A 12,547-nucleotide genomic window follows, 5' to 3' on the forward strand; every position below is an offset into this window, starting at 1 on the left:
CGATATGGCGTACTTGCGTACGCCACTACCGAATCAGTCTTCGCTGATCACAATGCTCGGCATTGCCTGCTGCGCAGCGCCCTGAGCGATACGCGCGCCGACGTTGCGCGCAGTTTCCTGGTAGATCATCGCGATCTGGCTTTCCGGGTCGGCCACAGTGGTGGGCCTGCCGCCGTCGGATTGCATACGGATGGCCATCGACAGCGGCAAGGATGCCAGCAGGTCGACGCCAAACTGCGATGCCAGCTTCTCGCCGCCGCCTTCACCGAACAGATGCTCGGCATGCCCGCAGTTCGAACAGATATGCACGGCCATGTTTTCCACCACGCCGAGCACCGGGATATTCACCTTGCGGAACATCTCCACGCCTTTTTTGGCATCCAGCAGGGCCAGGTCCTGGGGCGTGGTGACGATCACCGCGCCGGCCACCGGCACCTTCTGCGCCAGGGTCAGCTGGATATCACCGGTGCCTGGCGGCATATCGACCACCAGATAATCCAGGTCATCCCAGGCGGTCTGGGTGATCAACTGAATCAACGCCCCGGACACCATCGGCCCGCGCCACACCACCGGGGTGTTTTCGTCGGTGAGAAAGGCCATGGACATCACTTCCACGCCATGGGCCTTGAGCGGCACAAACCATTTCTGATCGCGAATCTCGGGCCGCGTGCCTTCAGGGATACCGAACATGATGCCCAGGCTCGGCCCATAGATATCCGCATCGAGGATGCCGACCTTGGCACCCTCACGGGCCAGGGCCAGGGCCAGGTTGGCCGCGGTGGTGGACTTGCCCACCCCGCCCTTGCCGGACGCCACGGCAATCACGTTCTTTACATTGGCCAGCGCCGGTATCTGATCCTGCGCCTTGTGCGCTTCGATCACGCAGTCGACCTGCACCTGCGCACGCTCGACACCATCAAGGTTTTCCAGGGCCATCTGCAGCATCTGCGCCCAGCCGTTCTTGAACAGCCCCGCGGCGTAGCCCAACTGCAGACGCACCTTGACCTGCCCACCCTGGATATCCACCTCACGCAGGCAACCGGCGCTGACCGGGTCCTGATTCAGATGCGGATCGGTGTATTGGGACAAGGCGGCTTCGACCGCTGCGCGGGTAACGACACTCATTGGAAGGCTCCGAAAGGCTGAGTAAAGCAGGCGGACATATTACCCCAGGCCACCCCCATAGGTGGGCACCGACCGGCATTGCCCACGCAGGATGAAAAATATCCGCCGGCCCTATATAGTTACCGGCTTCCCTGAGTTACCAGTGCAGCCGATCCCATGAGCGAAGCCCGCAAGATTCTCGTTACCAGCGCCCTGCCCTATGCCAACGGCTCGATTCACCTTGGCCATATGCTCGAGTACATCCAGACCGACATGTGGGTGCGCTTCCAGAAGCTGCGCGGCAACCAGGCCATCTACGTCTGCGCCGACGATGCCCATGGCTCGGCAATCATGCTGCGCGCCGAGAAAGAAGGCATCACTCCCGAGCAATTGATCGCCAATGTGCAAGCCGAGCACACCGCCGACTTTGCCGATTTCGGGGTCAACTTCGACAACTACCACTCCACCCACTCGGATGAGAACCGCGAGCTGTCAGCGGCCATCTACCTGAAGCTGCGCGACGCCGGGCATATCGCCACCCGTTCGGTGACCCAGTACTTCGACCCCGAGAAGGGCATGTTCCTCGCCGACCGCTTTATCAAGGGCACCTGCCCCAAGTGCGCGGCCGAGGACCAGTACGGCGACAACTGCGAGAAATGCGGTGCCACCTACGAGCCGACCGAGCTGAAAAACCCACGCTCGGCCATCTCCGGTGCAGTACCTGAGCTGCGCGACTCCAAGCATTTCTTCTTCAAGCTGCCGGACTTCGAGGCCATGCTGAAAAGCTGGACCCGCGGCGGCGCATTGCAGGACGCAGTGGCCAACAAGATCGCCGAATGGCTGGATTCTGGTCTGCAAGAATGGGACATCAGCCGCGACGCGCCCTACTTCGGCTTCGAGATCCCCGACGAGCCGGGCAAATACTTCTACGTCTGGCTGGACGCGCCGATCGGCTATATGGCCAGTTTCAAGAACCTCTGCAGCAAGCGCCCGGAGCTGAACTTCGATGCGTTCTGGGGCAAGGATTCGACCGCCGAGCTGTACCACTTTATCGGCAAGGACATCGTCAACTTCCACGCCCTGTTCTGGCCGGCCATGCTCGAAGGCGCGGGTTTCCGCAAGCCGACCGCGGTGGCCGTGCACGGCTACCTGACCGTCAACGGGCAGAAGATGTCCAAGTCCCGCGGCACCTTTATCAAGGCACGAACCTACCTGGATCACCTGAACCCCGAGTACTTGCGCTACTACTACGCGGCCAAACTGAGCCGCGGCGTGGATGACCTCGACCTCAACCTCGAAGACTTCGTGCAGAAGGTCAACTCGGACCTGGTCGGCAAAGTGGTGAATATCGCCAGCCGTTGCGCCGGTTTTATCCATAAGGGCAACAACGGCCTGCTGGTCGCCGGTAATGCCGCGCCCGAGCTGACCGAAGCCTTCCAGAGCGCCGCGCCAAGCATCGCCGAAGCTTACGAGGCCCGCGACTTTGCCCGCGCCATGCGCGAGATCATGGCCCTGGCCGACCGCGCCAACGCCTGGATCGCCGACAAGGCCCCCTGGTCGCTGGCCAAACAGGACGGCAAGCAGGATGAAGTGCAGGCCATCTGCGCCCTGGGCGTAAACCTGTTCCGCCAGTTGGTGATCTTCCTCAAGCCGGTACTGCCGAAACTAGCCAGCGATGCCGAGGCCTTCCTCAATATCGCGCCGTTGAGCTGGGACGATCACCAGACGCTGCTGGCCGACCATCAACTAAACCCCTTCAGCGCCCTGCTGACCCGTATCGAGCCTGCGAAAATCGACGCCATGATCGAAGCCTCCAAAGAAGACCTGGCCGCCAGCGAAGCCGCGCCTGCTGTAGCTGGCAATGGCGAGCTGACTAAGGACCCATTGGCCGCCGAAATCGCCTTCGATGCGTTCGCCGCGGTCGATCTGCGCATCGCCCTGATCGAGAAGTGCGAGTTCGTCGAAGGGGCCGACAAGCTGCTGCGCCTGACTCTGGATATCGGCGACGCCAAGCGCAACGTGTTCAGCGGCATCAAGAGCGCCTACCCGGACCCAAGCAAGCTGGAAGGCCGCCTGACCCTGTACGTAGCCAACCTGGCGGCGCGCAAGATGAAGTTCGGCATCAGCGAAGGCATGGTCCTGGCAGCTGGCCCCGGCGGTGAAGAAATCTACCTGCTTAGCCCCGACAGCGGTGCCAAGCCGGGTCAGCGGGTCAAGTAGCCCTGCGACCCAATAGCGCAGCCAGCGACTTCAGGCTGCGCTAGCCTTATGCCGACACCTCAAGGTGGCTGATCCAGCTTGTCTGGCTGGGTCGGCTTACCGATAATAGCCGCCCTTGAACATAGTAAGTCGCGCAGCGACAGCATCCTTCTGGCCTTCTACCCCCTGGGAGAAGGTGGCGCGTAGCGCCGGATGAGGGAAATGGCCTTTTGCCCGTCCATCAATGGAACCTGCAATGACCGAACTCGCCTTGATCATGGTCAGCGCCATCCTGGTCAATAACTTCGTGCTGGTGCAGTTCCTCGGCCTGTGCCCCTTTATGGGCGTGTCGAAGAAGATCGAGACGGCCATCGGCCTGTCCCTGGCCACTACCTTCGTCCTAACCCTGGCCGCAATGTGCAGCTACCTGGTCCAGGAGTACGTGCTCAAGCCGCTGGATATCGAGTACCTGCGCACCATCAGCTTTATCCTGGTGATTGCCGTGGTGGTGCAATTCACCGAGATGGTGGTGAACAAGACCAGCCCGCTGCTGTACCGCGTGCTGGGTATTTTCCTGCCGCTGATCACCACCAACTGCATAGTTCTGGGCGTGGCCCTGCTCAACGCCAACAAGACCGAGTTCACCTTTATCACCGCCACCGCCAACGGCTTCGCCGCCGGCCTGGGCTTTTCCCTGGTGCTGGTGCTGTTCGCCGCCATGCGTGAGCGCATTGCGATTGCCGACGTGCCCAAGTCCTTCCAGGGCGCGGCCATCGGCATGATCACCGCGGGGCTGATGTCCCTGGCCTTTATGGGCTTTACCGGGCTGATCAAGCTATGAGCCTGGTGCTGATCGCCGTTCTCGCCCTGCTCGCCCTGTGCCTGCTGGCCGGTGCCATCCTCGGTTTCGCCGCGGTGCGCTTCAAGGTCGAAGGCAACCCGATTGCCGAACAGATCAATGCCCTGCTGCCGCAAACCCAGTGCGGCCAGTGCGGCTATCCGGGCTGCAAGCCCTACGCCGAGGCGATTGCCGGCGGCGACAAGATCAACAAGTGCCCACCCGGCGGCGAAGCGACCATCGCTGCCCTGGCCGACCTGCTGGATGTCGAAGCCGAGCCGCTGGACGCCGTGGAAGGCGAAAAGCCGCAGATGGTCGCCTATATCCGCGAAGCCGAGTGCATTGGCTGCACCAAGTGCATCCAGGCCTGCCCGGTGGACGCTATCGTCGGCGCGGCCAAGCAGATGCATACCGTGATTGTCAGCGAGTGCACCGGCTGCGACCTGTGCGTCGAGCCCTGCCCGGTGGACTGCATCGACATGCTTGAGGTCGGCAGCACGGTACAAAGCTGGAAATGGGAAAAACCCCTGGCCCCCGGCCAACTGATTGCCTCGGACCGGGAGCAGGCAGCATGAGCGCGCAGCAACGCATCTGGGATATCCCCGGCGGTATTCACCCGGCCGAGCGCAAGGAACTGTCCAACCGCACGCCCATTCAACCCGCACCGCTGCCCAAGCGCCTGGTCCTGCCGCTTAACCAGCATATAGGCGCGGCCGCCGAGCCGGTGGTGGCCGTGGGCGAGCGCGTGCTGAAAGGCCAGCTGATCGCCGCCGCCACTGGCTTTGTCAGCGTACCGGTGCATGCGCCGACCTCCGGCACCGTGAGCTTTATCGGCCCGCAGCCCTACCCGCACGTATCCGGTATGCTCGCCCCGGCCATCGTTATCGACAGCGATGGGCTGGATGAGTGGATCGAACTGACGCCCTGCGCAGACTATCGCCACCTGGAAAACAGCGCCCTGATCGAGCTGATTCGCCAAGCCGGGATCAGCGGCCTGGGCGGTGCGGGCTTTCCCACGGCGGTCAAGCTCAACGCGCGGCCCACCCAGAAGATCCACACGCTGATCATCAACGGCACCGAGTGCGAACCCTATATCACCGCCGATGACCTGCTGATGCGCGAGCGCGCGAGCGAGCTGGTCTCGGGTATCGATATCCTCGCTCAGCTGATCCAGCCCGACCAGGTGCTGATCGGCGTCGAGGACAACAAGCCCGAAGCCATCGCCGCGCTGCGTGTAGCCCTGAGCGAGCGCAGCTATCAGCTCAAAGTGTTCCCGACCAAATACCCGTCCGGTGGCGAGAAACAGCTGATCCAGATTCTTACCGGCGTGGAAGTGCCCTCCGGCGGCCTGCCCGCGGATATCGGCATCCTCTGCCAGAACGTCGGCACCTGCGTGGCCATCCATAACGCGGTGATCAACGGCAAACCGCTGATCTCACGCATCACCACCCTCACCGGCGAAGCCCTGGCACGGCCGATGAACGTCGAGGTGCTGCTCGGCACTGCGGTGGGCGAGTTGCTGGAATTTGCCGGCCTCGACCGCGGCAAGCTGAACCGCCTGATCATGGGCGGGCCGATGATGGGCTTTACCCTGCCCGATTTTGCCGTACCGCTGATCAAGACCACCAACTGCCTGCTGGCCTCGACCGTGGCCGAGTTGCCAGCGCCACCGCCAGCCATGCCCTGCATCCGCTGCGGCGAATGCGCCGAGGCCTGCCCGGCCAGCCTGCTGCCGCAGCAGTTGCACTTCTTCGCCATCGGCCAGGAGCACGAGCAGCTCAGGGCGCATAACCTGTTCGACTGCATCGAATGCGGTGCCTGTGCCTATGTCTGCCCGTCGAGCATCCCGCTGGTGCAGTACTACCGCGCGGCCAAGGGCGAGATTCGCGACCTGGAGCAGAAGCAGCTCAAGGCCGAGCAGTCGAAACAGCGCTTCGAGCTGCGCCAGGAACGCCTGCGCCGCGCCGAAGAACAGAAGGAAGCCGAACGTCAGGCCCGCGCCGCCAAAGCGGCACAGGCCAAGGCCGCCCAGGCACAAGCCGCAACGGCTGCGGCCAGCAGCGACACACCGGCAGCCAAACCGGCCGGCATGAGTGACGAGCAGAAGAAACTCAAGATCGAAGCCAGCATGGCCCAGGTCGCCCTGAAAAAGGCCGAGAAACAGCTGGCCGCCCATGCCAGCCCCGAACTGCAGACCCAGGTCGACGAACTGCGTAGCGCCGCAGCCGCCGCCCAGCAGGCGCTCGACACAGCCATGGCCGCCAACCCGCCAACCCCGGCCGCGCCACCGGCTGCTGCCGATGATGGCGCGCTGAAAAAAGCCAAGATCGACGCTGCCATGCTCCGTGCCCAGTTGCGCAAGCTGGAAAGACTCGAAGCACCCAGCCCCGAACAGCAAACCGAACTGGCGCAACTACGCAGCCAGCTGGAGGCCGCAGAAAAACTGCTGGCCGGCCTCGAAGCCCAGGCACCGGCCCCAGCGGCCGCCCCCGTAGCCAAAACTGCTGCCGACGATGGTGCACTGAAAAAAGCCAAGATCGACGCAGCCATGCTCCGTGCCCAGTTGCGCAAGCTGGAAAGACTCGAAGCCCCCAGCCCCGAACAGCAAGCTGAACTAACGCAACTGCGCAGCCAGCTGGAGGCAGCAGAAAAACTGCTGTCCGGCCTCGAAGCCCAGGCACCGGCAGTCGCAGAAAAAGCGACCGATGCACAAGCCGTCGATCCGCTGAAAAAGGCCAAGATCGAACTGGCGATGAAGCGCGCCGAACTGAAAAAGGCCGAGAAAGCCGGCAGCGACGACGCCACGCTCGAGACCCTGCGCAGCGCATTGGCGCAGGCCGAAAAGGCACTGCATCAGGCCGAGGACGCCTCCGGCAAACCCGCGCCAGAGCTGCTGCGTACAGACAAGAAGCCCATCGACGAAACCACCCGTGCACTGAAAACCGAGGTGGCCTTCGCCCGCGCCGACCTGCGCAAACTGGAGCGCGATGACAGCAGCGCAACCGATGCCCTGGCCGCCGCACGCCAGCGGCTAACAGACGCCGAAAGCAAGCTACAGGAACACGCGGGCAGCTGATAACAGCCCCGCGCAACCAACCCAAGCATCAACCGGAGCACCAATGGCCCTGCCCCGCATCACCTCGCCCCACGCCAAGGGCAGCAACCGCACCCAGCAGGTCATGCTGCAGGTGCTGCTGGCCACGGTGCCGGGCATCCTGGCCCTTACCTGGCTGTTCGGTGCTGGCACCCTGATCAATCTGCTGTGGGCCAGTGCCTGCGCCCTGGGCTTCGAGGCCGCCATCCTGGCCCTGCGCAAGCGCCCGCTGCTGTTCTTCCTCAAGGACTACAGCGTGCTGGTCACCGCCGTGCTGCTGGCCCTGGCGCTGCCGCCCTACTCGCCGTGGTGGCTGACTCTGGTGGCCACCGGCTTTGCCGTGGTGTTCGGCAAGCAGCTGTATGGCGGCCTCGGGCAGAACCCCTTCAACCCGGCCATGCTTGGCTATGTGGTGGTGCTGATTTCCTTCCCGGTGGAAATGACCAGCTGGCCAGCCCCGCATACTGTCGGCCTGCTGGACAGCCTGCAGCAGATCTTCGGCATCGCCAATCTGCCCGACGGCTGGGCCCTGGCCACCGCACTGGACGCGCTGAAGGTCAATAAGAGCCTGACCATCGACGAGCTGTGGGCGCAGAACCCTGCCTTCGGCTATCTCGGCGGCGCAGCCACCGAGGCGGTCAACCTGGCCTTCCTCGCTGGCGGCCTGTACCTGCTGCACAAGCGTCTGTTCAGCTGGCATGCGCCGGTGGGCATGCTCGCCGCCCTGGCCCTGATGAGCCTGCTGTTCTGGAACGGCTCAGGCTCGGACTCTCACGGCTCGCCGCTGTTTCATCTGCTCACCGGCGCGACCATGCTGGGGGCCTTCTTTATCGTCACCGATCCAGTCAGCGGCGCGACCAGCAACCTCGGTAGGCTGCTCTTCGGTGTCGGCGTCGGTGTGCTGGTTTATGTGATCCGCGCCTGGGGTGGCTATCCGGACGGTGTAGCCTTCGCCGTGCTGCTGATGAACCTGGCGGCCCCGACCATCGACTACTACACGCGGCCACGCACCTATGGCCACCGCAAGCCGACTCGCGGCTTCAAGTTGGGAGAGTGACCGTGGCCCTGCCTGAAATTAGCCGCTCGATGCTGAAAAACAGCCTGGTACTCGGGCTGTTCGCCATTGCCACCGTGGGTCTGGTGGCGGTGCTGCAACAAGCCACTGCCGGGCGTATCGCCAACGCCGAGCGCGCGGCCCAGGTCCGCGCCCTGAGCGAAATCCTGCCCCCGGGCAGCTACGACAACCAGCTGCTGGACCACAGCATCCAGCTGCATGACCCACTGCTGCTCGGCAGCAAATCGCCACAGCCCGCCTATATCGCCCTGAAGAATGGCCAACCCAGCGCCATTATCCTGCGCGCCACCGCCCCGGATGGTTACAGCGGCGCGATCCAGTTGCTGATCGGCATCCAGGTCGATGGCCGCCTGGCCGGAGTACGGGTGCTCAACCACCGGGAAACCCCGGGCCTGGGCGACAAGATCGAACTGGCGAAGAGCCCCTGGATCCACAGCTTTGTCGGTCGCTCGCTGCAAGCGCCGGACGAATCCGGCTGGGCGGTGAAGAAGGACCGCGGCGAGTTCGACCAGTTTGCCGGTGCCACCATCACCCCGCGCGCGGTGGTCAAGGCGGTGCACAAGGCCCTGCAGTATTTCGATGCCCATAAGCAGCAGCTGTTCGCAGCCCAGGTGAAGTCCAATGGCTAGCCCCAGTTACCGCGATATCACCCTTAACGGCCTGTGGAAGAACAACCCGGCGCTGGTACAGCTGCTCGGCCTCTGCCCGTTGCTGGGGGTGAGCAACTCCACGGTCAACGCCCTCGGCCTGGCGCTGGCCAGCGCGGTGGTGCTGATCTGCTCCAATACCGCGGTATCGCTGGTGCGCGGGGTGGTCAACACCGCGGTGCGGCTGCCGGCCTTTGTGATGATCATCGCCGCCCTGACCACCTGCATCGAACTGCTGATGCAGGCCTTCACCTACGAGCTGTACCAGATCCTCGGCATCTTTATTCCGCTGATCACCACCAACTGTGTGATCCTCGGCCGCGCCGACGGCTTCGCGGCGAAAAATGACCCGGCCCGCTCCGCCTATGACGGCCTGGTCATGGGCCTGGGCTTCGGCGCGGTGCTGGTAATGATCGGGGCCCTGCGCGAGCTGTTCGGCACCGGCGTGCTGTTCGCCAATATGCACCTGCTGTTCGGCCCGCTTGCCGCCAACTGGCAGGTAACGGTGATTCCCGAGTACCGCGGCTTTCTGCTGGCCATCCTGCCGCCGGGGGCCTTTATCGTCCTGGGCCTGTTGATCGCCTGCAAAAACCGCGTGGATGAGGTGCTGGCCGAACGGGCCAAGGCCCGTCAGGTCGATGCGCCGGTGCAAAGCCGCCGAGTGCGGGTGACCGGAGTCATCGAGTGAACGCCGCCAAGCGCCTGGAAATCTTCCGCCGCCTGCACGAAGACGACCCCGAACCGAAAACCGAGCTGGCCTATAGCTCGCCTTTCGAGCTGCTGATCGCGGTGATTCTCTCGGCCCAGGCCACCGACGTCAGCGTCAACAAGGCCACCGCCAAGCTCTACCCGGTGGCCAACACCCCGGAAGCGATCTACGCCCTGGGGGTCGAGGGCTTGAGCGAGTACATCAAGACCATCGGCCTGTACAACAGCAAGGCCAAGAACGTGATCGAGACCTGCCGCCTGCTGGTCGAACGGCATGGCAGCCAGGTGCCGGAAACCCGTGAAGCCCTGGAGGCCCTGCCCGGGGTCGGCCGCAAGACCGCCAATGTGGTGCTCAATACCGCCTTCCGTCAGTTGGCCATGGCCGTGGACACGCATATTTTTCGGGTCAGCAACCGCACCGGAATCGCCCCCGGCAAGAATGTCGTGGAGGTGGAAAACAAGCTGCTGAAGTTCGTCCCCAGGGAATTTCTCCTCGACGCCCACCACTGGCTGATCCTCCATGGCCGCTATGTGTGCCAGGCGCGCAAGCCGCGCTGCGGCAGTTGCCGCATCGAAGACCTGTGCGAATACAAGCAGAAAACCTCCGACGATTGAGCCGCTATTCAGGCAGTCGACAAGTCGATTGAAAAAATCTTTTTTACCCGCTCAGGTTTTGCCGCTATAAGGTGCGCAAATGGCCCCCTGTAGCCAGGAGTGAAACAGATGAGTACCGCGAAAGAAGATCTTGAGCTCGATGAAGACTTTGTTGCAGAAGAGGCCGAGGATGCCGAAGCCCCGGTCGAGGTGGCAAAAACCAACCTGACCAAGCGCCGCATCATCGATAACTTTCTCGAGGAACGACGCCTGCACAAGCAGCTGGCCGAATACGATTTCGACCTGTAAGCCCTAGCCCGTCATAGAAAGCCCCGCTGAACCGCGGGGCTTTTCGTTCTACCAGGCTGGAGCCCCTACTGTAGGAGCGGGCCATGCCCGCGACCCCATCACTACCGCTGGCTATTCGCGGCCATGGGACTGGGCGTCCCCGCCGTTCTTACAAGACAGAACACCTGCTGTCAGTCGGCACGCGACGGCGATAGCAGTTCGATCTTGTAACCGTCGGGATCCTCAACAAACGCCAGGATACTGGTGCCGTGCTTCATCGGGCCCGGCTCGCGGGTGATATTGCCGCCGCGACCGCGAATGTCCTCACAGGCCTTGTAGACATCGGCCACTTCCAGGGCGATATGGCCGTAACCCGTACCCAGCTCGTAGCTTTCCACACCCCAGTTATGGGTCAGCTCGATCACGCTGTTGTGCGCCTCATCGCCATAACCGACGAAGGCCAGGGTGAACTGCCCTTCTGGATAGTCCTTGCGGCGTAGCAGGGTCATGCCCAGCACTTCGGTGTAGAACGCGATGGATTTATCCATATCGCCGACGCGCAGCATGGTATGCAGCAGTCTCATCAGATTTCTCCTTTTCGGCTTATAAATGCAAACCCCGGCTTATGGCCGGGGTTTGATGTGGCTCAGACACTGAAGTCTATCAGAGCATCTTGCGCCCTTTGCCCGCCGCGATGCGCATGCGCAGGGCGTTGAGCTTGATAAAGCCACCGGCGTCAGCCTGGTTGTACGCGCCGCCATCTTCTTCGAAGGTGGCGATATTGGCGTCGAACAGCGAATCATCGGACTTGCGGCCGGTGATGATCACGTTGCCCTTGTACAGCTTCATGCGCACCACGCCGTTCACGTTGGCCTGGGAGGCGTCGATCATCTGTTGCAGCATCAGACGCTCAGGGCTCCACCAGAAACCGTTGTAGATCAGGCTGGCGTATTTGGGCATCAGCTCGTCTTTCAGGTGAGCGACTTCGCGGTCCAGGGTGATCGACTCAATGGCGCGGTGGCCCTTGAGCATGATGGTGCCGCCGGGGGTCTCGTAGCAGCCACGGGACTTCATGCCGACAAAGCGGTTTTCGACGATATCCAGACGACCGATGCCGTTCTCACCGCCGATGCGGTTCAGCTCGGCCAGCACGGTGGCCGGGCTCATGTCCTTGCCGTCGATGGCAACGATGTCGCCCTTGCGGTAGGTCAGCTCGATATAGGTCGGGGCGTCCGGCGCTGTCTCGGGGGAGACAGTCCATTTCCACATGTCTTCTTCGTGCTCGGTCCAGGTGTCTTCCAGCACGCCGCCTTCATAGGAGATGTGCAGCAGGTTGGCATCCATGGAGTACGGCGACTTCTTCTTGCCATGACGCTCGATCGGGATGGCGTGCTTCTCGGCGTAATCCATCAGCTTCTCGCGCGACAGCAGGTCCCACTCGCGCCATGGGGCGATGACTTTTACGCCAGGCTTGAGGGCGTAGGCACCCAGTTCGAAACGCACCTGGTCGTTACCCTTGCCGGTAGCGCCATGGGAGATGGCGTCGGCACCGGTTTCGTTGGCGATTTCGATCAGGCGCTTGGCGATCAGCGGACGGGCAATCGAGGTGCCCAGCAGGTATTCGCCTTCGTAGACGGTGTTGGCGCGGAACATCGGGTAGACGAAATCGCGCACGAACTCTTCGCGCAGGTCGTCGATATAGATTTCCTTGACGCCCATGGCCTTGGCCTTGGCGCGTGCTGGCTCGACTTCCTCACCCTGGCCGAGGTCAGCGGTGAAGGTCACCACTTCGCAGTTATAGGTATCTTGCAGCCACTTGAGGATCACGGAAGTGTCCAGGCCACCGGAATATGCCAGGACTACCTTGTTTACGTCGGCCATGCCATCAACTCCACGGGGTTGTGCGGGAAAACCCGTGATTCTACTGGCCTCGGCGGTCAATTTACAGGGCCGCGACAGCTTGAGACGACCAAGCGACAGCTTCTGTCGCCCGCCAGCGG

12 protein-coding genes are annotated in these 12,547 nt (G+C 62.7%); 9 read left to right on the forward strand and 3 right to left on the reverse strand.

The genetic code is table 11. The features are described 5' to 3' along the window. Positions 1-33: 33 nt before the first annotated feature. A complete protein-coding gene (gene apbC / locus VMP31_RS19125) occupies positions 34-1,125 on the reverse strand; it encodes an iron-sulfur cluster carrier protein ApbC (protein WP_325509282.1) in 1,092 nt (363 codons plus the stop codon). Positions 1,126-1,281: 156 nt separating this feature from the next. Between apbC and metG the strand changes: the two genes are divergently transcribed. The 9 genes from metG (at position 1,282) to VMP31_RS19170 (ending at position 10,568) form a co-directional block, all read left to right on the forward strand. Continuing rightward, positions 1,282-3,324 carry a methionine--tRNA ligase gene (gene metG / locus VMP31_RS19130; protein WP_325509283.1) on the forward strand — a complete coding sequence of 681 codons (2,043 nt, stop codon included), beginning with the start codon at positions 1,282-1,284 and terminating at the stop codon, positions 3,322-3,324. Between the two features lie 235 nt (positions 3,325-3,559). Then, positions 3,560-4,144, forward strand: coding sequence for an electron transport complex subunit RsxA (gene rsxA / locus VMP31_RS19135; protein ID WP_325509284.1), 585 nt, complete (start codon positions 3,560-3,562; stop codon positions 4,142-4,144). Continuing rightward, positions 4,141-4,716, forward strand: coding sequence for an electron transport complex subunit RsxB (rsxB, locus tag VMP31_RS19140; RefSeq protein WP_325509285.1), 576 nt, complete (start codon positions 4,141-4,143; stop codon positions 4,714-4,716). The genes rsxA and rsxB overlap by 4 nt, the downstream gene beginning before the upstream one ends. Then, positions 4,713-7,217: an electron transport complex subunit RsxC gene (gene rsxC / locus VMP31_RS19145; RefSeq protein WP_325509286.1), complete on the forward strand. Its 2,505-nt coding sequence runs from the start codon at positions 4,713-4,715 to the stop codon at positions 7,215-7,217. The genes rsxB and rsxC overlap by 4 nt, the downstream gene beginning before the upstream one ends. A gap of 43 nt (positions 7,218-7,260) precedes the next feature. Beyond that, positions 7,261-8,292, forward strand: coding sequence for an RnfABCDGE type electron transport complex subunit D (locus VMP31_RS19150; protein ID WP_325509287.1), 1,032 nt, complete (start codon positions 7,261-7,263; stop codon positions 8,290-8,292). A gap of 29 nt (positions 8,293-8,321) precedes the next feature. Next, entirely contained in the window at positions 8,322-8,939 is a 618-nt protein-coding gene (gene rsxG, locus VMP31_RS19155; RefSeq protein ID WP_325509476.1) for an electron transport complex subunit RsxG, read from the forward strand. Next, positions 8,932-9,645, forward strand: a complete 714-nt coding sequence (locus tag VMP31_RS19160; protein WP_325509288.1) for an electron transport complex subunit E — start codon at positions 8,932-8,934, stop codon at positions 9,643-9,645. Before rsxG ends, VMP31_RS19160 begins: the two co-directional genes overlap by 8 nt. Beyond that, positions 9,642-10,280 carry an endonuclease III gene (gene nth, locus VMP31_RS19165; protein ID WP_325509289.1) on the forward strand — a complete coding sequence of 213 codons (639 nt, stop codon included), beginning with the start codon at positions 9,642-9,644 and terminating at the stop codon, positions 10,278-10,280. The genes VMP31_RS19160 and nth overlap by 4 nt, the downstream gene beginning before the upstream one ends. A gap of 108 nt (positions 10,281-10,388) precedes the next feature. Next, complete coding sequence (locus VMP31_RS19170; protein WP_325509290.1) at positions 10,389-10,568, forward strand: PA3496 family putative envelope integrity protein; 180 nt, start codon at positions 10,389-10,391, stop codon at positions 10,566-10,568. 170 nt (positions 10,569-10,738) lie between these two features. Here the strand turns inward: VMP31_RS19170 and gloA are convergent, their stop codons facing one another. Further along, positions 10,739-11,131, reverse strand: coding sequence for a lactoylglutathione lyase (gene gloA, locus VMP31_RS19175; protein WP_325509291.1), 393 nt, complete (start codon positions 11,129-11,131; stop codon positions 10,739-10,741). A 79-nt stretch (positions 11,132-11,210) separates the two neighbouring features. Beyond that, positions 11,211-12,428, reverse strand: coding sequence for an argininosuccinate synthase (locus tag VMP31_RS19180; RefSeq protein ID WP_325509292.1), 1,218 nt, complete (start codon positions 12,426-12,428; stop codon positions 11,211-11,213). Between the last annotated feature and the right edge of the window lie 119 nt (positions 12,429-12,547).

Source organism: Pseudomonas sp. (genome assembly GCF_035512415.1).
Taxonomy (GTDB): domain Bacteria; phylum Pseudomonadota; class Gammaproteobacteria; order Pseudomonadales; family Pseudomonadaceae; genus Aquipseudomonas.